This window comes from Modestobacter sp. VKM Ac-2986 (assembly GCF_026967795.1).
In the GTDB taxonomy this organism is placed as follows: Bacteria; Actinomycetota; Actinomycetes; order Mycobacteriales; family Geodermatophilaceae; genus Modestobacter.
Genome location: NZ_JAPVBH010000006.1, coordinates 161,505 through 183,908 on the forward strand (window position 1 = coordinate 161,505; position 22,404 = coordinate 183,908).

At 75.9% G+C, this 22,404-nt stretch carries 19 protein-coding genes; 10 read left to right on the forward strand and 9 right to left on the reverse strand.

Annotation, left to right across the window (positions count from 1 at the left end):
- The first annotated feature begins 73 nt into the window (after positions 1-73).
- The 8 genes from O2W14_RS16245 (at position 74) to O2W14_RS16280 (ending at position 8,992) form a co-directional block, all read left to right on the forward strand.
- Positions 74-988, forward strand: coding sequence for a DMT family transporter (locus O2W14_RS16245; RefSeq protein WP_269177151.1), 915 nt, complete (start codon positions 74-76; stop codon positions 986-988).
- 210 nt (positions 989-1,198) lie between these two features.
- A complete protein-coding gene (locus O2W14_RS16250; protein ID WP_269177152.1) occupies positions 1,199-3,871 on the forward strand; it encodes a fibronectin type III domain-containing protein in 2,673 nt (890 codons plus the stop codon).
- Between the two features lie 23 nt (positions 3,872-3,894).
- Positions 3,895-4,455 (forward strand): DNA-3-methyladenine glycosylase I, encoded by a 561-nt coding sequence (locus tag O2W14_RS16255; protein ID WP_269177153.1) that lies wholly within the window; start codon positions 3,895-3,897, stop codon positions 4,453-4,455.
- 113 nt (positions 4,456-4,568) lie between these two features.
- Positions 4,569-4,736 (forward strand): DUF3117 domain-containing protein, encoded by a 168-nt coding sequence (locus O2W14_RS16260; RefSeq protein ID WP_163611568.1) that lies wholly within the window; start codon positions 4,569-4,571, stop codon positions 4,734-4,736.
- 107 nt (positions 4,737-4,843) lie between these two features.
- Positions 4,844-6,340, forward strand: a complete 1,497-nt coding sequence (locus O2W14_RS16265) for a leucyl aminopeptidase family protein (RefSeq protein WP_269177154.1) — start codon at positions 4,844-4,846, stop codon at positions 6,338-6,340.
- Between the two features lie 53 nt (positions 6,341-6,393).
- A complete protein-coding gene (locus O2W14_RS16270; RefSeq protein WP_269177155.1) occupies positions 6,394-7,095 on the forward strand; it encodes a hypothetical protein in 702 nt (233 codons plus the stop codon).
- 128 nt (positions 7,096-7,223) lie between these two features.
- Positions 7,224-8,168 carry an ABC transporter ATP-binding protein gene (locus tag O2W14_RS16275; protein WP_269177156.1) on the forward strand — a complete coding sequence of 315 codons (945 nt, stop codon included), beginning with the start codon at positions 7,224-7,226 and terminating at the stop codon, positions 8,166-8,168.
- The gene (locus O2W14_RS16280) at positions 8,165-8,992 is read left to right on the forward strand and encodes an ABC transporter permease (RefSeq protein ID WP_269177157.1); all 828 of its coding nucleotides are present in this window, start codon (positions 8,165-8,167) and stop codon (positions 8,990-8,992) included. Before O2W14_RS16275 ends, O2W14_RS16280 begins: the two co-directional genes overlap by 4 nt.
- Before the next feature lie 60 nt (positions 8,993-9,052).
- Here the strand turns inward: O2W14_RS16280 and O2W14_RS16285 are convergent, their stop codons facing one another.
- Complete coding sequence (locus tag O2W14_RS16285) at positions 9,053-9,985, reverse strand: SDR family NAD(P)-dependent oxidoreductase (protein WP_269177158.1); 933 nt, start codon at positions 9,983-9,985, stop codon at positions 9,053-9,055.
- Positions 9,986-10,000: 15 nt separating this feature from the next.
- On the opposite strand from O2W14_RS16285, the gene O2W14_RS16290 reads away from it, so the two are divergent.
- Positions 10,001-10,972, forward strand: a complete 972-nt coding sequence (locus O2W14_RS16290; protein WP_269177159.1) for an AraC family transcriptional regulator — start codon at positions 10,001-10,003, stop codon at positions 10,970-10,972.
- Positions 10,973-11,011: 39 nt separating this feature from the next.
- Here the strand turns inward: O2W14_RS16290 and O2W14_RS16295 are convergent, their stop codons facing one another.
- The 6 genes from O2W14_RS16295 to O2W14_RS16320 all read right to left on the reverse strand — a co-directional run bounded on the left by O2W14_RS16295 (position 11,012) and on the right by O2W14_RS16320 (position 19,070).
- Complete coding sequence (locus tag O2W14_RS16295) at positions 11,012-13,171, reverse strand: beta-glucosidase family protein (protein WP_269177160.1); 2,160 nt, start codon at positions 13,169-13,171, stop codon at positions 11,012-11,014.
- A 79-nt stretch (positions 13,172-13,250) separates the two neighbouring features.
- Complete coding sequence (locus tag O2W14_RS16300) at positions 13,251-14,744, reverse strand: phytoene desaturase family protein (protein ID WP_269177161.1); 1,494 nt, start codon at positions 14,742-14,744, stop codon at positions 13,251-13,253.
- 144 nt (positions 14,745-14,888) lie between these two features.
- Positions 14,889-16,427: an HNH endonuclease signature motif containing protein gene (locus tag O2W14_RS16305; RefSeq protein ID WP_269177162.1), complete on the reverse strand. Its 1,539-nt coding sequence runs from the start codon at positions 16,425-16,427 to the stop codon at positions 14,889-14,891.
- Between the two features lie 221 nt (positions 16,428-16,648).
- A complete protein-coding gene (locus tag O2W14_RS16310; RefSeq protein WP_269177163.1) occupies positions 16,649-17,137 on the reverse strand; it encodes a GNAT family N-acetyltransferase in 489 nt (162 codons plus the stop codon).
- Positions 17,134-18,159, reverse strand: coding sequence for an ABC transporter permease subunit (locus O2W14_RS16315; RefSeq protein ID WP_269177164.1), 1,026 nt, complete (start codon positions 18,157-18,159; stop codon positions 17,134-17,136). Before O2W14_RS16315 ends, O2W14_RS16310 begins: the two co-directional genes overlap by 4 nt.
- Entirely contained in the window at positions 18,156-19,070 is a 915-nt protein-coding gene (locus O2W14_RS16320) for an ABC transporter ATP-binding protein (RefSeq protein ID WP_269177165.1), read from the reverse strand. The genes O2W14_RS16315 and O2W14_RS16320 overlap by 4 nt, the downstream gene beginning before the upstream one ends.
- Positions 19,071-19,206: 136 nt before the next feature.
- Here O2W14_RS16320 and O2W14_RS16325 point away from each other — a divergent pair, with 136 nt between their 5' ends.
- Positions 19,207-20,166 (forward strand): App1 family protein, encoded by a 960-nt coding sequence (locus O2W14_RS16325; RefSeq protein ID WP_269177166.1) that lies wholly within the window; start codon positions 19,207-19,209, stop codon positions 20,164-20,166.
- A 14-nt stretch (positions 20,167-20,180) separates the two neighbouring features.
- On the opposite strand, the gene O2W14_RS16330 is transcribed toward O2W14_RS16325, so the two are convergent.
- Together O2W14_RS16330 and O2W14_RS16335 are read right to left on the reverse strand one after the other, a co-directional pair.
- Entirely contained in the window at positions 20,181-21,203 is a 1,023-nt protein-coding gene (locus O2W14_RS16330; RefSeq protein WP_269177167.1) for an MsnO8 family LLM class oxidoreductase, read from the reverse strand.
- A complete protein-coding gene (locus O2W14_RS16335; RefSeq protein WP_269177168.1) occupies positions 21,203-22,315 on the reverse strand; it encodes a spore photoproduct lyase family protein in 1,113 nt (370 codons plus the stop codon). Before O2W14_RS16335 ends, O2W14_RS16330 begins: the two co-directional genes overlap by 1 nt.
- Between the last annotated feature and the right edge of the window lie 89 nt (positions 22,316-22,404).

Consider the following 22,404-nt stretch of genomic DNA (forward strand, 5'->3'; position numbering starts at 1 on the left):
CCGACCTGCCCGCCGCCCGCCCCCGGGAAACCCACCGCCATGATGGCCGCGTGACGGGTGCGGGGGAGCGGGCGTGAGCCGGCGCGGCTGGGTGCTGTTCGTGGCGCTGGCGGTGATCTGGGGCGTGCCCTACCTGCTGATCAAGGTGGCGGTCGAGGAGTTCTCACCGGTGACGGTGGTGTTCCTCCGCTGTGCCATCGGGGCTTCGCTGCTGCTGCCGTGGGTCCTGGCCCGCGGCCGGCTGGGCCCGGCGGTCCGGCAGCACTGGCGGGCGCTGCTGCTGTTCACGGTGCTGGAGATGACCGTCCCGTGGCTGCTGCTGTCGTGGGCGGAGACCGAGCTGTCGTCCTCGCTCACCGGCCTGCTGGTGGCCGGGGTGCCGTTCGTGGCCGCGCTGACCGCCCGGCTGGCGGGGGAGGAGGAGCGGCTGTCGCCGGTGCGCGTGGCCGGGATGCTCGTGGGCGTGGTGGGCATCGCCGTCCTGCTCGGCCTGGACGTCGGCGGGGCGCAGCTGGGGCCGCTGCTGGCCGTGGCGCTGGTCGTCGTGGGGTACGCGACGGCGCCGATGGTGATCAGCCGCCGGCTGTCCGACGTGCCCGGGGTGACCGCCAGCGCCGTCGCCCTGGTGGTGACCGCGGTGGTCTACGCCCCGTTCGCCGTCCCACGGCTCGGGGACGCCGCCGAGGTCACCGCCGACGCCTGGACGGCGGTGGTGCTGCTCGGCACGGTGTGCACCGCTGCGGCGCTCGCGCTGTTCTTCGCCCTCATCCGCGAGGCCGGGCCGCAGCGGGCGCTGGTGATCACCTTCGTCAACCCGGCGGTCGCGGTCGGGCTCGGCGTCCTGCTGCTCGACGAGCCGTTCACGCTGGGGCTGGCGGTCGGGCTGCCGCTGGTGCTGGTCGGCTGCGTGCTCGCCACCCGGCGCAGCCCCGCTGCGGCGGGCACGACGGACGACGCGGCCGCCGAGGTGCCCGCCGCCCGTCCGTGACGGTCGGCCCGGCTGGGCGGCTCGGCTCAACCCCGGACCGCAGGAGCCGAGAACCGCTGCGGGCACCGGCGCACGGCCGGCGCCCGCAGGAGGTCGGGCATGGGTCGGCACAGCGGTCGCACGGAACGATCCAGGCAGCGCCGGAGCTGGGCGGTCGGCGCAGCAGCGGTCCTGGCCGTGGCGGCGGGGGTCCCCGGCAGCGCCGGCCCGGTGAGCGCGCCGGGGCTGCAGGCGGCCAGCTACACCAACCCGACCCCGCCCAGCAACGTCACGACCCAGCCCGCCGACCGGTCGCTGGTGGTCTCCTGGACCGCCTCGACCGAGCCCGGCGTCGTCGGCTACCGGGTCTGGGTCGACGGGGTGCCGGGGCCGACGAGCACCACCACCTCGGCCACCGTGACCGGGCTGGTCAACGGCCGCAGCTACGTGATCACCGTGCGGGCCGGCACCCTGGTCGCCGGCACCGCGACCGAGGGGACGACGGCGAGCCCCCCGGTCACCGGCGTCCCGGCGGACTCCCTCGCCCCGGCCCGACCGGCCGCCCCGGTCGCGGTGCGCGGCGACGGCCAGGTGACGCTGTCCTGGACGGCGGGCCCCGAGTACGACGTGGACGGCTACCAGGTGCTCCGGGACGGCGTGCCCGTCTCCGGTCTGCTGCCCGGGCGCGGCACGACCACCTGGACCGACACCGGCCTGGTGAACGACCGCACCTACGGCTACGCGCTGCAGGTGCGCGACACCTCGGGCAACTGGTCGCCCGCCTCCACCCCGGTGGCGCCGGCGACCCCGACCGACCTCACGGCGCCGGCCGCGCCCACCGGGCTGTCGGCGCTGGCGGGGGACCGCAGGGTCGAGCTGTCGTGGGCTCCGCCCGCCGAGACCGACGTGGTCGCCCACCGGGTGCTGCGCGACGGCGTCCAGGTCGCGGTGGTGCGCGGCGCGACGTCCCACGTCGACGGTGGCCTGGTCGACGGCCGCACGTACCGCTACACGCTGGTCGCCGAGGACGGGCACGGCAACACCTCCCTCCCCTCCGACGAGGTCGCCGCCACCCCCCGGGACACGACCGCACCGGCGGTCCCGGCCGGGCCGGCCGCCACGGCGGGCGACGGTGCGGTGGAGCTGTCCTGGCCGGCCGACCCCGACGCCGCGACCCACCGGGTGCTGCGGGACGGCCGGCTGGTCGCCACTGTCACCGGCACGACGTACCGCGACGAGGGGCTGGTCAACGGGACGACGTACCGCTACACGCTGGTGGCGGTGGACGCCGCCGGCAACCCCTCGACCCCCTCGCCGGAGGTGCCGGCCACCCCCACCGACCGGACGGCGCCCGGGGCCCCGACCGGCGTGAGCGCGACCCCCGGCGACGGGCAGGCCACGGTGTCGTGGACGGCGGGCACCGAGCCCGACCTCGCCGCCCACCGGGTGCTCGCCGGCGACGGGACGGTCGTGGCGACCGTGACCGCGCCGGCGACGCAGGCCGTCGTCGGCGGGCTGTCCAACGGTGCCACCGCGACGTTCACCGTCGTGGCGGTGGACGCCTCGGGCAACGCCTCCGGCGCCTCGGCCCCGGTCACGGTGACCCCGGCCGCCCGCGCGGTGCCGGTGCAGGGCGCCGGGGAGACCGGTGGGCTGGCCGTCAGCGGGGACGGGCGCTTCGTCGTCGTCGGCACCCGGGCTCCGCTGGAGCCGGCGGACACCAACACCGCCCACGAGCTGTACCTCCTGGACCGCACCGCCGGCACCGCCCGGCGGATCGCGCCGCTGCCGGCCGGCGCCACCGGTGCGAGCGACCCGACCAACACCAGCGCACCGGCGGTCAGCGACGACGGCCGGTACGTCGTCCTGGCCACCACCGCGGCCCTGGTGCCCGAGGACACCAACCGCCTCGCCGACGTCTACCGGCTGGACACCACCACCGGCCGCTGGACGCCGGTCAGCGTCCCGGCCGGCGGCCGGGTGGGCACGGTCGCGGGCACGGTGCTGCAGACCGGGCCGTCGGTGTACGCGACCAGCCCGAGCGTGGCGGTGTCGGCCGACGGGGACCTGGTGGTCTTCTACTCGGCGCGGGCCGACCTGGTCGCCCGGGACACCAACGGCGCGGTCGACGTCTTCGCCAAGTCGATGACCACCGGCACCGTCACCCGCGTCTCGGCCACCGCGACCGGCACCGACCTGCCGCGGACGGCGCTCGGCCCGGCGCTGGCGCTGACGCCCGACGGCCGGTTCGCGCTCTTCCCGGCGACCTCTTCCAGCGGCCCGCTGGTGCTCTACCGCAAGACGCTGTCCGGGGCGGGTGCCGGCGCGGTCACCGTCGTCTCGGCGGTCACCGGCGCCGGGCGGACGACCGAGTTCCCCGTGTTCCGCGACGTCGGCGACGTCGACCTCAGCGACGACGGCCGGTACGTCGCGCTGGTGACGGCGGCGAAGCTCGGCACGGCCACGCCGACCGCCGCCTGGACCACCGGCCTGGCGTACCGCGTCGACACGGCCACCGGCACGGCGGTGGCGATGGGCGACGGGCAGACGACGGCGTGGGAGCACCAGGTCGCCCTCGACCCGACCGGCCGGTGCGGCTTCTTCGGCACCGTGGCCGCCCAGGTGCCCGGGGACGTCAACGGCCACACCGACCACCTGCGCCGCGACCTGGACGGCGGGGTGCGCGGGCCGCTGGTGCTGGTCACCGCCGACGCCGCCGGCCGCGCCGGCCCCGGCCCGACCGGCTCGATCGCCCCGGCGGAGTACGGCCGCACGGTGCCGGTCACCGGCGACCGGGTGTTCGTGACCACCTCCAACGCCCTGCAGCCGACCGATACCAACGGCGTCCGGGACCTCTACGTCGTGGACCTGGCCGGCGGGGCGGTTCAGGCCGCCGTGGGGTGAGGGCGGCGGCTAGCGTCGGCGCCGTGGAGCCGATCCGGTGCGGCTGGGCGACCAGCGCCCCCGAGTACGTGACCTACCACGACGAGGAGTGGGGGTGGCCGCTGCACGGCGACGACGCCCTGTTCGAGCGGCTGACCCTGGAGGCGTTCCAGTCCGGGCTGTCCTGGATCACGATCCTGCGCAAGCGCCCGGCGTTCCGGGCCGCCTTCGCCGGGTTCGACGTCGCCGCGGTCGCGGCGTTCACCGCCGAGGACGAGGCGCGGCTGATGGCCGACGCGGGCATCGTCCGCAACCGGGCGAAGGTGGCGGCCGCGGTGCGCAACGCCCGGGCCGCACTGGAGGTCCCGGAGGGGCTGTCGGCCCTGCTGTGGTCCTTCGCGCCGACCGGTCCGCGGCCCCGGCCGCGCACCCTCGCCGACGTCCCGGCCACCTCGCCGGAGTCGATCGCGCTGGCCAGGGAGCTGAAGCGGCGGGGCTTCGTCTTCGTCGGACCGACCACGGGGTACGCCCTGATGCAGGCCACCGGGATGGTCGACGACCACGTCGCCGACTGCTTCCGGGCCCACCCGGAGGAGCGGTACTGAGGGGTCCGGTTGGTCGATCGGCCCGGATACGGGATCATGGGGGAGAGCTCAGCACGAACAGTCGCCACACCACGGCCCAACCGGACCGTGGGTGGCCGGTGAAGGAGGCACGCATGGCGGCCATGAAGCCGCGCACGGGTGAAGGTCCCCTCGAGGTCACCAAGGAGGGCCGCGGCCTGGTCATGCGCGTCCCGCTGGAGGGTGGCGGCCGGTTGGTCGTCGAGCTGTCCCCCGACGAGGCGACCGCCCTCTCCGAGGCACTGACGGGCGCGACCAGCTGACCCCCGCCGCGAGCCTGCCCCCGGGCAGCCCCGCGGACGACGACACGGCCCCGGCCGCCGGCAGCACGCCGGCGGCCGGGGCCGCGCCGTTCCCCCGGGTCGCCGTCATGCACGAGCTGCCCCCGCTGACCGGGGACGACGTGCTGGTCGTCCCGGTCGGCGCGCGCGGTGCGCTGCCGAACTGGCTGACCGCCGAGGTGGTCGATCCCGCGTTCCTCACCGGCGCGCTCGCCGACACCGGCAACGGCGGCAAGCCCGGTGGGCTCACCGCCGTGCCCGTCCCCGGCCGCCGGCCGCGGACCGTGCTGGCCGTCGGCGTCGGGGACGCCACGCTGCCCCAGCTCCGGTCGGCCGTCGCGGTCGCCGTGCGGCGCGCCCAGGACCTCGCGGGGTCCGGCGCCCGGCGGCTGGTGCTGCCGCTGGACACCGACGTCTCCCCGGCCGGCGCCGACGAGGTGCGCACCGCGGTCGAGACGGCGCTGCTGGCCGGGTACCGTTACCGGGACACCTCCGCCCCGCACCCGGCGCGGCTGGCCGACGTGCTCGTGGTCGCCGCCGATGCCGCGGACCCCGCCGTCGCCGCCGCCGCACGGGCCGGGCAGGTCACCGCGGAGTCGGTCGCCTGGGCCCGCGACCTGGTCAACACCCCCAGCAGCACCAAGGACCCGGCCTGGCTGGCCGCGCAGGTCACCGCGCGCCTGGGCGGGCTGCCCGACGTGACGGTCACGGTGCTCGGCCCCGCCGAGCTCGCGGCCGGGGGGTTCGGCGGCGTGCTCGCCGTCGGCGGCGGTTCGGCGTCCCCGCCGTGCGTGGTCATCGCGGCCTACCGCGCCGCCGGGCCGGTGCACCCGGTGCTGGTCGGCAAGGGCATCACCTTCGACACCGGCGGGCTGTCGATCAAGACCAACGCCGGCATGCGGGACATGAAGACCGACATGGCCGGGGGAGCGGCGGTGCTGGCCGCGGTCGACGCCGCCGCCCGGCTGCAGCTGGCCACCCCGGTGACCGCGGTGGTCGCGGTGGCCGAGAACGCGGTGGGCGGCGCCAGCTACCGGCCGGCCGACGTCGTCCGGCACGTGGGCGGGCGCACCACCGAGGTGCGCAACACCGACGCCGAGGGCCGGCTGGTGCTCGCCGACGCCCTGGCCCATGCCCGGCTCTCCCTCGGCGCCACGGTGCTCGTCGACGTCGCCACCCTGACCGGCGCGATGAAGACGGCGCTGGGTGCCCGCACCGCCGGGCTCTACGCGACCGCCGACGGGCTGGCCGACGCGCTGCTCACCGCGGCCGGGCACGCCGGGGAGCAGTTCTGGCGGATGCCGCTGGGCGAGGAGCACGTCGGGCACCTGCGCGCGCAGCTGGACTCCCCGGTGGCCGACGCCAACAACGCCCCGGGCAACCCCGGCTCGACCACCGCCGCGCTGTTCCTGCAGCCCTTCGCCGGCGACCTGCCGTGGGCCCACCTGGACGTCGCCGGCCCGGCCCGCGCCGGCAGCGACGACGCCGAGGTGGTCAAGGGCGGCACGGGCTTCGCCGCCCGCACCCTGCTGCGCTGGTTGGAGGCCGGCGCGCCGACCGCACCGGCCGGGACGGTCGTCGACTGACGGACGGGCGTGTTCCGCAACCGCTGGAGGTCGTCCGGTCCTAGGGTCGCGCCATGCTGCCGGCCGCTGCCGCACCGACCGATCGTGAGCCGCGCCGTCCACCGGCGAGGCTGCGGGACCCCTGGACGGCGCTGCGGGTGGCGCTGGTCGCCGGGTGGCTGGCGATCGCGCTGGCCACCCTGGTCGCAGGTCAGCGCCCGGCCTCCCTGGACGACCTCCGCGCCGCGGTCGACTCCGGCCGGGTGACCGAGGTGCAGCTCAGCGAGGGGCTGGGACCCGGCGCCACCGGGTACGTCGTCCAGGAGGCCGTCTGGCGCGAGGGGCTGCTGTCCCACCGCACCGAGGGCTGGGACGTCAGCCCCGGCGTCGACGCGCCGCTTGACTCCCGGCAGGTGTTCGACACCGGGATGGCCGACCAGTTGCGCACCGCGGGCGTCCGCGTCCTGCCCCTGGACGAGCCGTCCTCCTCGTCGGAGGTGTTCGGCTGGTGGGTCCCGGGCTGGGTGGGGCTGCTCGTGCTGGCCGAGTGGGTGGCCGTGCTCTTCCTGCTGGTCGCCGGGCCGGTCCCGGAACGGGCCACCCGCTGGGCCTGGTTCTGGCTGCAGTGGAACCCCTTCGGTGTGCTGGCGCTCCTGCTGCTGTCGGGGCCGTTCCCCGGCGTCCGGGCGCCCCGCCCGGGAGCCCGTCGGCTGACCGGCGGCTGGGCGTTCCTGCTGAGCCTGTTCCTGGGCGGCGGGCACCTCGGCGGGAGCTGAACCGCTCAGGGTGCGCTCAGGGCCGGTTCAGGGTCGGCTGGGGGCGCTCCCCGATGGTCGCGGGACGCCCGCGTCGACAGGCTCGTCGGCATGGACACCACACCCCGCCAACGCTCCCGGGGCCGGCGATGATCGTCGCCCGCGACCTCACCAAGACCTACGGCGACAAGACCGTCGTCGACTCCCTGAGCTTCACCGTCGAGCCCGGCCGGGTCACCGGCTTCCTCGGCCCGAACGGCGCCGGCAAGTCCACCACGATGCGCATGGTGGTCGGCCTGGACCGGCCCACGGCCGGCAGCGTCACCGTGAACGGACGCTCCTACGCCGACTCGCCCGCCCCGCTCCGCGAGGTGGGCGCCCTGCTCGAGGCCCGGGCACTGCACCCGGGCCGCACCGCCCGCGACCACCTCCGCTGGCTGGCCGCGAGCAACGGAATACCGCGCAGCCGCATCGACGAGGTGCTCGACCTGGTCGGCCTGGAGTCGGTGGCCGACCAGCGGGTGGGCCGCTTCTCCCTGGGCATGGGCCAGCGGCTGGGCATCGCGGTGGCCCTGCTGGGCGACCCGCCGGTCGTCGTCCTGGACGAGCCGGTCAACGGGCTGGACCCCGAGGGCATCCGCTGGGTGCGGGGCCTGGCCCGGGAGCTGGCCGGGCAGGGGCGCGCCGTGCTGGTCTCCAGCCACCTGATGAGCGAGATGGCGCTGACCGCCGACCACCTGCTCGTGATCGGCCGCGGGCGGATGCTCGCCGACTGCTCGATGAGCGAGTTCATCGCCGACCACGCGGCCTCCCACGTGCGGGTGCGCAGCCCGCGCACCGCCGAGGCCGAGGCGCTGCTGCGCCGCGCGGGCCTGGACGTCGAGGTGCACGGGACCGAGCTGCGGGTGCAGGGCCGCGACGCGGCCGGCGTCGGCGACCTCCTCGGGGACGCCGGGCTGCGCGTCCACGAACTGACCCTGGTCCGGTCCTCGCTGGAGGACGCCTTCATGACCCTCACCGCCGACAGCGTCGAGTACACCGCCGGTGGCCACGCCGTGGTCCCGCCCGTCCGGGAAGCGCAGGCCGTCCGATGACCGCCACGATCGACACCGTCCACCTCGACCCGCACCGCCACGTCCCCGGGGTCCGCCGGGTGGGGTTCCGGGAGTCCCTGGCCGCCGAGTGGGTCAAGTTCTGGACCGTGCGCTCCACCCGCTGGTCCCTCGCGCTGCTCTTCCTGCTCGGCGCGGGCCTGACCACCCTGGTGTGCTGGGCGGCGGCCGACGCGATCGCCAGCGGCGAGGCGGGGGAGTCCCCGGGGTCCTTCATCACCTGGGGGCTGGTCTTCTCCCAGCTCACCGCACTGGCCCTGGGCACGCTGGTGATCACCGGTGAGTACGGCACCGGCATGATCCGCGCGACGCTGGCCGCGGTGCCCCGGCGCGGGCTGGTGCTGGCGGCCAAGGCCGTGGTGCTCACCGGCGTCCTGTTCGTCGCCGGGGTGGTGACCGCCGTGCTGGGCTACCTGGGCGGCAACTGGTTCCTCGACCGCGAGGGCGTCGGTCTGGCGCTGTCCGACGACGGCGTGCTGCGGTCGCTGCTGGGCAGCGGGCTCTACCTCGCCGGGCTGGGCCTGTTCGCCCTGGGCCTCGGACTGCTCATCCGGCACACCGCGGCCGCGCTGACCATCGGCATGGCGCTGGTCCTCGTCATCGGCAACCTGGCCTACGTGCTGCCCGGCGAGTGGGGCGAGTGGGTGGCCAAGCTCCTGCCCGGCAACGCCGGGAGCCAGGTCGCCACCGCCGTGTCGTTCAACCCGGTGGTGCTCGCCCCGTGGACCGGGTTCGCGGTCTTCGCCGCCGAGACCGCCGCCGTCCTGCTGGCCGGCTACGTCGTCCTCCGCCGCCGCGACGCCTGAGCCGGCACGCGGTGGGACCCGACCGGCGGCCGGCCCGGCCGCCGGTCGGCGTGCCCGTGATCAGCCCGCGTCGCGGGCGATCTCCCACAGCCGGTCGGCGGTGCCGGGGTCGACCGCCCAGTCGGCGACCATCCCGGACCCCGGCGCCGTTCCGCCGGGCACCACCTCGGCCTCCTGGTTGTCCTCGAAGTAGCGCCCGCTCACCCCGGCCAGCAGCGGAGAGGCAGCCAGCAGGACGGTGGTGGCGGCGCCCTGGGCGGGCGTCTTGTAGTGCGGCGGGGTGAGCAGCCGGCCCTCGGCGTCCATCGCGCCCATGGCCTGCATGGTGGCGGTGTCCAGGTGCCGGGCCAGGTTGGTGTGGATCCACCCGGGGGCCAGGGCGTTCGCGGTGATCCCGTCGGCGGCCCAGTGCCGGGTGATCCCCACGGCCAGCAGCACGACGGCGGACTTGGACTGCGCGTAGGCCGTCCACGGGTCGTAGGGGCGGCGCTCGAACTGGAGGTCGTCGAGGTCGACCCCGCCCATCAGCTGGGCGCCCGAGCTGACCGTGGTGACACGCCCGCCGGCTGCGGCGAGCGCTCCGTGCAGGCCGGTGGCCAGCTGGGAGTGGCCGAGGAAGTTGGTGGCGAGCTGCAGCTCCCAGCCCTGGGCGGTGAGCCGGCGGGTGGGCAGTGCCATCACGCCGGCGTTGGCCACCAGGCCGTCCAGCGGGCCGGTCCACCCGGCGACGAGGGCGCGGACGGAGGCGGGGTCGGCGAGGTCGAGGGCCACGCTGTCGACCGCGGGGAACCGGGTGGTCAGCTCGGCTCCGGCGGCCGGGTCCCGGGTGGCGATGGTGACCCGGGCGCCGGCACCGGCCAGCGCCCGGACGGTCTCGGCGCCCAGCCCGGAGGCGCCGCCGGTGACCAGGTAGCGGCGGCCGGTCAGGTCGACGCCGTCGAGCACCTCGGCGGCGGTGGCGGAGGCGGGGAACGGTGTGGTGAACGAGCTCATGGCACCATCGTCACCGTGTCCGGCTGGACTGCCCATGCTGCAGAGACCGACGGAGTTGCGCGAGAGTCCGATCTGTCGGCGGACCCGCTGGACGACGTCCTCCGCCTGCTCGGTGTGCGCGGCACGCTGTCGCCCCCGCTCGTCGCCGGGGGCCGTTGGGCCGTGGCCTTCCCGCCGCCAGCCGGGGCGAAGTTCGTCGGCGTCCGGCGCGGCACCGCTCTGCTGCAGGTGGAGGGGGAGCCGGAGCCGGTCGTGCTGAGCGCCGGCGACTGCTGCCTGCTCACCCGCCCCGTGCCCTTCCGGCTGGGCAGCGACCTGACGCGAGACCCGGAGCCGGCGCACCCGCTCTACGTGGCGGCGGCGACCGAGGGGGTGGCCCGGGCAGGGACGGGGAGCGACGTCCTCACGCTCGGCGGCAGCTTCGACTTCGGCGACCGGGCCCGTGACCTGCTGCTGGACGGGCTGCCCCCGGTGGTCCGGGTGCCGGCCGGGACGGCGGAGGCGGGCGCGCTGGACTGGTCGCTGCAGCAGCTGGAGCGCGAGGCCCGGCACCCGGGGGTCGGGTCGCGGCTGGTCGTCGAGCACCTGGTCCTGGTGATGCTCGTGCAGGTGCTGCGCGCGCACCTGGCCACCGCCGGCGCGGCAGCACCCGGGCTGCTCGCCGCGCTGGCCGACCCGGTGGTCGCCGCGGCGCTGCGCGCCATGCACGAGCGCCCCGCGCACGCCTGGACGGTCGCCGAGCTCGCCGCGACCGCCGCGGTCTCCCGGTCGACGATGGCGGCGCGCTTCCGCCGGGCACTCGGGCACGGGCCGCTGGAGCACCTGACCCGCTGGCGCATCGAGCTGGCCGCCGAGGCCGTCCGGGACGGTCGCGACACCCTGGCCGTCATCGCCCGGACCGTCGGCTACGGCTCGGAGAGCGCGCTGAGCAACGCCTTCAAGCGGGTCACGGGCACCTCGCCCCGCCAGTACCGGCACCGCGCCTGACCGGAGGGGCGGAAGTGGCCACTCCCGCCCCTGCGGGCGTCAGCCCAGCCGGAGGGTGGTGCCCTGCGGGTCGTGGGCGTGGGCGCCCACCTCGAGCTCGACGTCGGTGACCTCGGGCAGCACCCGCTCGCGCCGGTCGCCGTCCCACCGGGCCAGGGCCAGCAGCGAGACCGGCACCTCGACGGTCACCGACCCACCGGCGGGCACCGCGACCGGCGCGAAGCCGACCACCGCGCGCTCGTCGGCGTAGCCGCCGGTGAGGGTGCGGCCGTAGACCTGCACCACGTGCCGGCCGTCCCGGGCACCGGTGTTGGTGACCGTGGCGGTGACCCGGTCGGCGGTCGCCGTCACGTCGCCGATGGTGAACGACGTGTAGGACAGCCCGAAGCCGTGCGGGTGGGCGGCCTCGACGCCGAGCCGGTCCAGCAGCCGCTGACCGTGCCACCGGTCGTAGGTGATCGCGGTGGCGTCGCGGTCGAAGAAGGGCAGGTGCTCCTCGCTGGTGGGCACCGAGAACGGCAGCCGGCCCGAGGGGTCCGCGGCGCCGGTGAGGACGTCGGCCAGGGCCACCCCACCCTCCATCCCGGCGTACCACATCAGCAGGACCGCGGGGACCTGCTCGCGCCAGCCCTCGGTGAGCACCGGGCCGGCGGCGACCATCGCCACGACGGTGCGCGGGTTGGCCGCGACCGCGGCCGTGATGACCTCCTCGTCGACCGGGCGCAGGCGCAGCGAGCTGCGGTCGCCGCCGAAGCCCTCGCCGGCGGTCATCACGACCTCGTCGCCGGTGGCCCGCACGCCGTCCGGGCGCGGCGGGTAGAGCGCCAGCAGCGCCGGGTCGCTCATGGTGTCCGGGCCGACGTACTCGCCCTCGTCGGCGGCGTCGAAGCCGGCGACCACGATCGCCACGTCGGCGTCGGCCGCCGCTGCGGCGGCCGCGGCCGGGTCGTCGTCCTCGACCAGGGTGACCCGGGCGCCGGGGAAGGCCGCGGTGATGCCCGCCAGCGGGGTGCTGCTGCTGGGTGCGCGGACGTCGGAGGAGCCGTGGTCGCCCATGTTGCCGGCGGTGGCCAGCCGGCCGATGACCGCGATCGAGGTGACCGTGGCCGGGTCCAGCGGCAGCACGGGTGCGCCGTCCACGGGCTCGTTGCGCAGCAGCACCATGGCGCGGGTGGCCGCCTCGCGGGCCAGCGCGCGGGCCTCGTCGTCGGCCATCAGCGCGGGCGTGAACTCGCCGTCGGTGCGGGCGGCGTAGGAGCGCAGCATCGCCGCGACCATCCGGACGCCGGAGCGCTGCACGCTGTCCCAGGACGCCGTCCCGGCCTCGAGCTGCTCGCGCAGGTGCTGGCCGCGCTGCTGGGTGAACGGCTCCTCGAGGTCCAGGCCGGCCTCCAGCGAGGCGCCGGCGTCGCGCAGGCCCCAGATGAAGTCGCTGACGGTGATGCCGTCCCAGCCCCACTGGTCGCGCAGGACGTCGGTGAGCAGGTACCGGTTCTGCCCGGCCCACTCGCCGTTGACCGAGTTGTAGGCGCTCATGATCGCCGCGACGCCCTCGTCGACGGTGCGCTTGAAGTGCGGCAGGTAGACGTCGTGCAGCGTCTCGTCGTCGATGGTGACGTCGACCTTGAACCGGGCGTTCTCCATCGAGTTCAGCGCGTAGTGCTTGGCGCAGGCCATCACGTGGCGCTGGGTGCCGCGGACGAGTGCGGCGCCCATCTCGCCGAGGTGGTGCGGGTCGTCGCCGTAGGTCTCCTGCGCACGGCCCCAGGCAGGGTGGCGCAGCAGGTTGATGCAGACGCCGCCGAAGAAGTTGCCGCCGACCGCACGCACCTCGCGGCCGATGACCTCGCCGATCCGCTCCTCGAGCTCGGTGTCCCAGGTGGCGCCGCGGGCCATCGACACCGGGAAGGCCGTGCCGTTGCCGGACACGCAGCCGCGGGGGCCGTCGACGAACTGGGTGCCCGGGACGCCGAGCCGCTCGACCGCCGCGTGCGGGATCGGCACGGTGTTGTAGCCACCGGTGAGCATGGCCAGGAAGCCGTCCCAGAACTGCCAGTCGCCGTCGAGCAGGCCGAGTCGCTCGTCGGGGGTCAGCTGGTCGAACAGCCTCATCGCCTCGGCCGCGGGGTCGGCACCCTTCCGGACTGCGGTGACGGCGGCGTCGAAGGCCGTCGTCGTGGCCTGAGCGTCAGTGCTCACGGTTCTCCCTGCAGGTCGACGTACACCGAGAACTCCCGGTACGTCCGACCGTAAGCGTTCGGCCGCGCAGGCGCAGTGCTCAGGCCCGGCCGACGAGCTCGGCGACGATCTGCGCCGACAGGGTCACCAGTGGGAGTCCGCCGCCGGGGTGCGCGGAGCCGCCGACCAGGAACAGCCCGGGCAGCGGCGAGGCGTTGGCCGGGCGCAGGAACGCCGCCCGGGCGCCGTTGCTCGAGGTGCCGTAGATCGAGCCGCCGACGCTCCCGGTCTCCCGCTCCAGGTCGGCCGGGGTGCGTACCACGCGCCAGCGGACCCGGTCGCGGACGTCGAGCCCGCGGTCGGCCAGGACGGCCAGCACCCGGTCGGCCTCGGCGTCGGCCAGGCCCGGCGTCGTCCAGTCGACGCCGCTGCCGGGTTCGTGCCGCGGGGCGTTGACCAGCACGAACCAGGACTCGCTGTCGTCGTCCGGGCGGGTGGCCGGGTCGTCGGGGGCGCTGACGTAGACCGTCGGGTCGGCCACCGGGCGCTTCGGGCCGCGCCGGCCGAACAGCGCGTCGAACTCCGCGTCGTAGTGCTCCGGGAACAGCACCGTGTGGTGGGCGAGGCCGGGCGTGCGGCCGCGCAGGGCCAGCAGCAGGACGAGCCCGGACGACGACGGCGTGACCCGTCGCAGCCCCGCCCGGGCCCGCCGGACCGGGGCGTCGGGACCGAGCAGCCGGCCGTAGAGCGCGGCGGCGTCGGCGTTGCAGACGACCACGTCGGCGGGCACGACCTCGCCGTCGGCCAGTCGCACGCCCGAGGCCCGTCCGCCGGTGGTGAGCACCTCGGCGACGGGTGCGGAGGTGCGGATCACCGCCCCCTGCTCGGTGGCGCGGTCGGCGACCGCCGCGGGCAGCCGGTGCAGCCCGCCGGGGACGTACCAGGAGCCGAAGGCCTGCTCGACCCACGGCACGGTCAGCAGGGCGGCGGGCGCGCGGCGCGGGTCGGAGCCGGAGTAGGTGGCGTAGCGGTCGAGCAGCATCCGCAGCCGCGGGTCGGTGAGGTACGTACCGCCCATGCCGCGCAGGGTGCGGCCGGGGGCGATGGTGCGCAGGTCCGACGTCTGCCGGGCGAGCTTCGCCAGGGTGGCGGCACCGGCGAGCGGGGAGCGCAGGAACGGCTGCTCGGTGGCCCGCCACATGGCCTCGGCGCGGGTGAGCAGGGCGGTCCACTGGGCGCCGCTGCCCGGGCCGAGGTCGGCGTCCAGCCGGTCGGCGATCTCCTCGCGCCGGCCGGGGACCGAGGTGGTCGTCCCGTCGGCGAACCGGTAGGCGACCGCAGGGTCCAGCCGCTGCAGTGGGAGGACCCGGTCGAGCGGGTCACCGGTGGCGGCGAAGAGGTCCTCGAGGACCTGGGGGAGCGTCACCAGGCTGGGGCCGGTGTCGAAGCCGTACCCGTCGCGGGAGTACCAGCCGAGCTTGCCGCCGACCCGCGGCGCCTGCTCGAGCACGGTGACCGCGTGCCCGCTCGCGGCCAGCCGAGCCGCCGCGGCGAGTCCACCGAGCCCGGCACCGACGACGACGACACGGGCCACGCCGCCCACGGTAACCGCCGGCGGCTGCGGGCCCCGGCGGTCTGTGCCGCGGGCACGCCAGCGCGCGCGACCCAGGTGCTTGGAGCACGCGGGTGCGCCGGCCAGTGCTGTCGGGTGAGTGGGTCAGCCGTCGGGTGGGGTGGGTCAGAAGGGCGGCGGGTCGTCGATGGGCGGCGGCTGTTCCGCGAGCGACGGTCCCTCGGGACCCGGCTCGGGTGGTGGCCGGAGGCCGGGTGGTCTGGTGGTGCGGGTGACACCGGAGGGCGTGGTCACGTGCAGGGTGCCGTCGGCGTCGAGGCGGAAGCGCCAGCCGGGGGCGAAGGTCTTGAGCCGGTGGTGGGACCGGCACAGGCAGCACAGGTTGCTGCAGTCGGTCGCGCCGCCGTCGCCGTGCGCGCAGACGTGGTCGAGATCTGCCCAGCCGACGCGTTGACCGCAGTTGGGGAAGCGGCAGCGCTGGTCGCGGGTGGTGACGAACGCCCGCTGCCGGTCGGTGGGTGTGTAGGCGCCGGTCGGTGGTGGCGGACCGAGGGCCGGGCAGCTGCAGGGGGCATCGGCGTTGTCACGGGTGCGGTCGCCATCGGTCCGGGCGGCGATGCCGTGAGCGGGGTGGTCAGGGCAGTCGCGGCGGGCGAGGCGGCCCAGCTCGGCGGGGGTGGTGGTGGCCAGCAGCTGCCCGTCGGGGCCGGTGACCGCATAGGCGAGCGTGCCGCCGTCGGGTGCGGTGAGGCCGAGGACGCCGACGCGGGCCAGCAGCTCGCGCAGGTGGGCTGCGGTGATCGGCAGCCCGTTGACCTCGCCGGGCGCGCTGCTGGCGCCGGTCAGCGAGTCGAGGCCGGCGGTGATGCGGACGTCGGCCGCGATCAGCGGCAGCCCGGAGTCGGCCGGGCGCCGGATCAGCGTCGAGAGCACGTGGGCGCGGAGCTGTCCGATGGGGCGTTGGTCGCCGTCGGCCTTGAGCATCCGGGCGAGCTGGTCGACGAGGTCGTGGCACTCGACGGCCTCGTCGGTGGGCAGGTCGGCGGCCAGCGTCGCGCGGCCGGGTGTGGCCGAGGTGTACACGTGGACGTCGGCGGTGCGCTCGGCGTCCTTACGTCGTGCTTCCGCAGCCGCGGCGTCCAGCTGCAGCATGAGGGCGGTGGCCCGGTCGCGGAGCCGGTAGACCGACAGGTCGCGTGCTTCGGGCAGCAGGGCGTCCTCGACCTGCCCGGCGATCTCGGCACCGGTGTGGGCGAGGACGTCGGCCAGGGCGTCGGCGCGGCGCTCGTCGATCTGCCCGGCCTTGAGCGCGGCGAAGGTGGCGGGGAGCTTGCGCGACCAGGTCAGTGCCCGGCCCAGCCGGTGCGAGGCCGTGCCGCGGCCGAGGTTGAGCACCGCCGACAGCTCGGCGAGGAAGAAATCGCTGATCTCGCCGCCGCCGTCCCGTTCGCCGGCGGTCCAGCCGGGTCGGCGGGCGCCGGGACCCGACGGGTCGGAGGAGGCGGGGCGGTGGCCGGCCAGGGCCAGGATCAGCTCGGCCTCCTCGGCGGCGTCCATCGCGCGCCGTCGCTGCAGGGCCTGCAGCTCGGTGGTCAGCACCTCGTCCGACCAGGCCGACCGGTCGGGCTCACCGTGGCGGCGTCCGGTGTAGACGACGTCGACGACCAGCCCGAGGGGACCTGGAGGCGGCGCGGTCGTCGTCACGCATCGAACATACGTTCGAGGTACGACAGTTCCGGGCGGTCGACTGGCTGTGGATCCGGGGGTTCCGAGCAACGCGTCCACGAGGTCTGGCGCGGGCGCCCTCCGCGGGGTCACGCCACGCCTGCGGGATGTCGTGCCGAGCGCATTCGCGCCAGCGCTCGCGGCCACGCGACACCCACCGAGACGTACCGCCCGCGCGGACCTCACCGACGTCCGGCTCGTCAGCGCACCAGGCGCACCTGCGCCAGCCCCTCCCAGGACTCGACGACCTCGCGTGCCCCGTCGGCGGTGAAGCCGTTGCGCTCGTAGAAGCGCCGCGCCCGCGGGTTCTCCTCGGCGACCCACAGCGAGGCGGGGCGGTCGGCCAGCACCGCGTCCAGCAGCGCCTGGCCGAGGCCGCTGCCGTGGTGCGCGGCCCGCAGGTACAGCGACGCCACCTCCTCCTCGCGCACCGGCGGGGTGTCCCGGCTCGGCACGACCTGTGCGAAGCCGACGACCTCGCTGTCGACCTCGGCGAGGGTGACCGTCGCGGTCGCCGGGTCGGCGAGCAGCTGCGCCCAGTTGGCGGCGAACCGCGCGGGGGAGCGGCCGGCGAAGAAGGCCGGGGAGAGCAGCCCGGCGTAGGTCTCCTGCCAGCAGGCGAGGTGGCAGGGGCCGAGGCTCCCCGCGTCCCCCGGCTCCGCAGGACGCAGGTCGAGCACGCGGGTCACTGCGCGTCGCGCCGGCTGAACAGGACGACGCCGACGCCGACCACCACCGCGGTCACCACGGTCATGTAGACCCCGGCCTGCATGTTGCCCAGCTGGTCGGTGATCGACTCGCCGGTGATCTCGTCGTAGCCCAGGTAGAGCTCCAGACCGCCCGGGAACACCAGGGCGATGGCGTTGTTGGTGAGCAGCCACTGCTGCCAGGTCGGCTCGACGATGCGGACCGCGGTCTCCAGGACGGCGAAGTACACGAACCCCAGCCCGAGCGCGGCCCCGGTGTTGCGCACCAGGTTGGTCAGCCCGAAGCCCAGCAGCCCGGCGCACACTGTGAGCAGGACGCCGCGGCCCTGGGCGGCCAGCACCTCCGTCCAGAAGCCCTCGGGCAGCGCGACGCCGTCGCCGACCGCGGCCTGCCAGATGCCGGCCATGGCCAGCCAGGCCAGCTGGGCGACCACCCCGACCAGCAGGGCAGCGACCGCGACGACGGCGATCTTGGCGCCCATCACCCGGGCGCGACGGGTCTCCCAGAACAGCAGCGCCGTCATCGACCGGCTCGACCACTCGGCGCCCACGTAGGTGGCCGCGACGAGGAAGGCCAGCACGGAGGCGGCCGCGCTGAACGCCACCGCCCCGTTGGTGCCGTCCTGCGACAGGGAGAACGGCACCGGGTCCAGGAAGTACTGGAGCTCGAACTCCTCGACGGTGGTGACCGGGCCGCAGTAATCGTCGGCCGAGACGCCCTCGGGGACGTCGGCGCTGGCCAGGCACTCCTCCCGGTACCCGTTGATCTCGTCGACCTGCTCCTGCCGGGCCTGCTCGGCCGCGGCCAGGCGCTCCGGCGTCGTGGAGCCGTAGCCGACCAGGCCGATCAGCAGGACGCCGATCCAGCCGAGCACCGCCAGGCCCAGCAGCACCCGGATGAACCGTCGGGCGGTGAAGCGGTGCCCCTCGGCGCGCAGCAGGCCGCCGAAGCGCCCGGCCGGGCGGGTGGTCGGGGCCTCCGGCGGGGTCAGGACGGCGCTCATGCCGGCTCCGCCGTCAGCGCCAGGAACGCGCTCTCCAGGTCCGCTGCCACCGGTGTCAGCTCCTCCAGGTAGTGACCGTGTTCGGCGAGCACCCGGGTGACCTCACCCGGGGCCGCGACGGCGGACACGAGCAGTCCGTCGTCGGTGGGGCCGACCGTGTAACCGGCGGCGGTGAGCACGGCGGCCGCCGCCGCGCGGTCGGGCACCTTCAGTCGCACGTCGCCGGACGAGCGGCCGGCGAGCACCTCGCGCACGGGGCCGGTGGCGATGCAGCGGCCGCGGGCCATGATCGAGACGCGGTCGGCGACCTGCTCGATCTCGGTCAGCAGGTGCGAGCTGAGCAGCACGGTGGTCGACCCGTCGGCGCCGAGCCGGCGGATCAGCTCACGGACGTCGCGGATGCCGGCCGGGTCCAGGCCGTTGCTCGGCTCGTCCAGGATCAGCAGCTGCGGTGACTTGAGCAGCGCCGCGGCGATGCCCAGCCGCTGCTTCATGCCGAGTGAGTAGCCCTTGAACCGGTCGTCGGCGCGGTCGCGCAGCTCGACGGTCTCCAGCACCTCCTCGACCCGGGTGCGGGGCAGCCCGGCGGTCTCGGCGAGCAGCTGCAGGTTCCGCCGTCCGGAGAAGCCGGGGAAGAACAGCGGCGTCTCCACCAGGGCGCCGACGCTGCCGATCACGTCGGGCAGCCCGGCGGGCACCGGCCGGCCGAGCAGCCGCACCTCGCCGGCGTCGGGGCGGATGAGCCCGAGCAGGACCCGGATGGACGTCGTCTTGCCCGAGCCGTTGGGGCCGAGGAAGCCGTGGACGCCGCCGGACTCGACCACCAGCTCCAGGTCGTCCAGCGCCTTCTGCGGGGACTTGCCGCGGCGGGCGTAGGTCTTGGTCACCGCGTGCATCTCGACGGCTGGCACGAGGCCTCCTGGACGAGGGGTGGGCTGGTCGGGAGCACCGTGGCACAGCTCGTCCCCGGGTGGGCCCGGTTCGGGCCCGTGTCCGCGAGTCGTGGCCGAACTCGTTCCGGAGTGACCACCCTGGCAGGCTGCGCAGGTGGTCTCCCTCCCCGCGCTGGCCCGCCGCGCCGACGCCGCAGTCCGCGAACTGGCCTCCCGGGCGGCGCGGCGCGCCGGGTGGACGCCGGCCGTGCTCGCCCATCCCGGCTACGGCAGCGGCGACCGGGTGCGGGTGCTCGGCCGCGTGCTGCTGGCCCCGCGCAGCGCCCACCCGGCCGACCGCCGTCCGGTGCCGGGCTGGCAGCGGTTCCTCACCCTGGAGAGCGCCGGGTCCGAGGTCGTGGTCGAGGTCGGCGGGCTGCGCACCGTCGTCCGCAGCGACGACGACGGCCTCGTCGACGTGACGCTGACGCTGGACCTGCCCGACGCCGGGGCGCTGCCGGTCGTGCTGCGGGCCGGCGACCGTTCGGCCACCGCGAGCGTGCACCTGGCCTCGCCCGACGCCGCCCGGGGCGTGGTCTGCGACATCGACGACACGGTGCTGGTGACCGGCATCGCCACCCCGCTGCGGGCCGCCTGGCGCACCTTCGTGCTGCCGATGACCCGGCGGGAGCCGGTGCCGGGGATGGCGCGGCTGCTGCGCGAGCTGACCTCCGGGGCGCCGCACGTGCCGGTCGTCTACCTGAGCAACGGGCCGTGGAACCTGGCCGGTCCGCTGGCCCGCTTCCTGGACACCCACGGCTTCCCGCCCGGCGCGCTGCTGCTCACCGACTGGGGCCCGACCGACACCCGCTGGTTCCGCGACGGGCAGGCGCACAAGCGGGCCTCGCTCGCGCGGCTGGCCGCCGACCTGCCCGGCGTGCGCTGGACGCTGGTCGGGGACACCTCCGAGCACGACCCCGCGCTGTACGGGGAGTTCGCCCGGGCCCGACCGGACCGGGTGCGCGCCGTCCTGCTGCGTGACACGGCCGGCCCGGCGCGCGTCGAGCACGTCGGGGAGGTGCCGGTGGTCTACGGCCCGGACGGCGACGCCATCGCGGGCGCCCTGCCGGACTGAGCGACCGGGAGGACCTACCTGCCCCCCATCGCTCGCAGGCTCGCGCGGGCCCCTGCACGCAGGCCGGACAACTGCGCCACAGCCGCGTCGGACGCGGCCAGCGCCTGCCGGTCGTACGTGCTGCTGGAGGCGACCAGCTCGGCCGCGCCGGTGCGCTCCAGCAGCTCGGCCAGCCGGCTCTCCACCTGGGCGGCGGTGCCGGCGACCGCCCCGGCGGTGGTCTGCTCGACGTACTGGCGCTGCCGCGGGGTCCAGTCGTGCGCCCGGACCGCGGCCACCGGCTCCAGCGCGGGGAAGGCGCCGGTGGTGCGGGCCTGCGCCATCGCCCAGGCCTCGGGGAGCAGCAGGTCGGCGGCCTCGGCGGCGGTGTCGGCGACCAGCACGTCGAGGCTGACCGACACCCGCGGCTCCGGCGCCTGCGCGCTGGGCCGGTAGGTGCGCCGGTAGTCGGCCAGCGCGGCCAGCCCCGGCTCCGGGTCGCCGGCCACGCCCAGCAGCGGGCCGCCGACGATGACCGGCAGCCCGAGCTGCGCGGCCACCGCCAGCCCGGAGCCGGTGGCCAGCACGTGCAGCGGGACGTCGCCGGCGGGGCGCGGGTGCAGCGTGACCTCCGCCGTCCCGGTGAGGAACGCGCGCAGCTCGGCCAGGTCGGCGGCGAAGTCGGTCTTCCCGGCCGACCGCAGGGCCCGGCGCACCGGCGGGGTGAAGCCGGGGGAGCGGCCCAGCCCCAGGTCGACCCGGCCGGGGGCGAGGGCCGACAGGGTGGCGAACTGCTCGGCGACCACCAGCGGCTGGTGGTGCGGCAGCATCACGCCGGCCGAGCCGAGCCGGATCCGCGACGTCCGGCCGGCGACCGCGGCCAGCAGCACCGCCGGGGCCGAGCCGGCGATCCCGGGGACGCCGTGGTGCTCGGCCACCCAGAACCGCTCGTAGCCCAGCTGCTCGGCGCACACCGCTCTCTCCACGGCGCCGGTCAGGGCAGCCGACTCGGGCTCGCCGGCGCGGGTGCGGGCACGGTCCAGCAGCGACAGGTGCATCAGAACGCGTACCGGACGCGCAGCCACGGGGCGTGCCGGGCGATCAGCTGCTGCAGCCGGTCGACCCCGGCCCGCTTGACGTCGTTGCGGTAGCGGACGTTGAGCATCCCGTTCTGGCTGACCTTGAGCTGCTGCACCTCGGGCCGCCAGAGCAGGTCCTCGGCCTGCGGGTGCCAGCCCAGGTTGACCTCGTGCAGCTGCTCGTTGTGGGTCAGCATGATGATCTCGGTGGCCGCCTGGGCCTTGGTGGCCTCGGACAGCTCGTCGTCCAGCCGGCGCAGCAGCGTCGTCCAGTCCGCCTCCCAGCCCTCGCGCAGCACGACGGGGGAGAAGTTGAGGTGCACCTCGTAGCCGGCCTCGACGAAGTCGTCGATGGCGGCGATCCGCTCGTCGATGCGGCTGGTGCGCACGTCGAGCAGGTGTGCGTCGGCCTCGGGCATGAGGGAGAAGCGCACCCGGGTGCGGCCCTGCGGGTCCAGGTCCAGCAGCTGCCGGTTGACGAACTTGGTGGCGAAGGAGGCCTTGGCGGTCGGCAGCGTGCGGAACGTGGCGATGAGGTCGGCGACGTTGTCGCTGACCAGCGCGTCGACCGAGCAGTCGCTGTTCTCGCCCAGGTCGTAGACCCAGTCGAACGGGTCGCACTCGTTGGGCTCGGGCTTCACGCCCTGCCGGTCGACGTGCCGGCGCACCGCCCGGGTGATCTGGTCGATGTTGGTGAACACCGTGATCGGGTTGGCGTAGCCCTTGCGCCGCGGCACGTAGCAGTAGGCGCAGGCCATCGCGCAGCCGTTGGCGGTGGAGGGCGCGATGAAGTCCGCCGACCGGCCGTTGGGCCGCACGGTCACCGCCTTCTTCACCCCGAGGACGAGCGTCTCGGTCTTGACCCGCACCCAGCGCTCGACGTTGCCCTCGTTGCCGTGCAGGTCGGGGATCTGCCAGTGCGAGGGCACCTCGATCAGCTCGGCGTCGGGGAAGCGGGCCAGCACCTGCCGGCCGCGGGGGGACGCGGCGGCGGCGGGCTCGGCGTAGACGGTTCGGACCTGCAGCAACCGGCTGTCCACCGGGGTCTCGGCCGGCTCGAGGTCGTCGAAGAGCGTCAGCGCGTCCGTCACGTGGAGTGCAGCGCCGCCGGGCCGGGGCCTGTTCCACCGTCCGGCGTGGTGCTGCCCCTAGGCTTCGCACGCTCCGCCGTCCCCACCTG

Bases quoted from the DNA above. Each gene is read 5' to 3' on its own strand.
- O2W14_RS16265 (WP_269177154.1), top strand. From the start codon at position 4,844: ATGCACGAGCTGCCCCCGCTGACCGGGGACGACGTGCTGGTCGTCCCG.
- O2W14_RS16330 (WP_269177167.1), bottom strand. From the start codon at position 21,203: ATGCACCTGTCGCTGCTGGACCGTGCCCGCACCCGCGCCGGCGAGCCC.
- O2W14_RS16285 (WP_269177158.1), bottom strand. From the start codon at position 9,985: ATGAGCTCGTTCACCACACCGTTCCCCGCCTCCGCCACCGCCGCCGAG.
- O2W14_RS16315 (WP_269177164.1), bottom strand. From the start codon at position 18,159: ATGAGCGCCGTCCTGACCCCGCCGGAGGCCCCGACCACCCGCCCGGCC.
- O2W14_RS16280 (WP_269177157.1), top strand. From the start codon at position 8,165: ATGACCGCCACGATCGACACCGTCCACCTCGACCCGCACCGCCACGTC.
- O2W14_RS16260 (WP_163611568.1), top strand. From the start codon at position 4,569: ATGGCGGCCATGAAGCCGCGCACGGGTGAAGGTCCCCTCGAGGTCACC.
- O2W14_RS16270 (WP_269177155.1), top strand. From the start codon at position 6,394: ATGCTGCCGGCCGCTGCCGCACCGACCGATCGTGAGCCGCGCCGTCCA.
- O2W14_RS16275 (WP_269177156.1), top strand. From the start codon at position 7,224: ATGATCGTCGCCCGCGACCTCACCAAGACCTACGGCGACAAGACCGTC.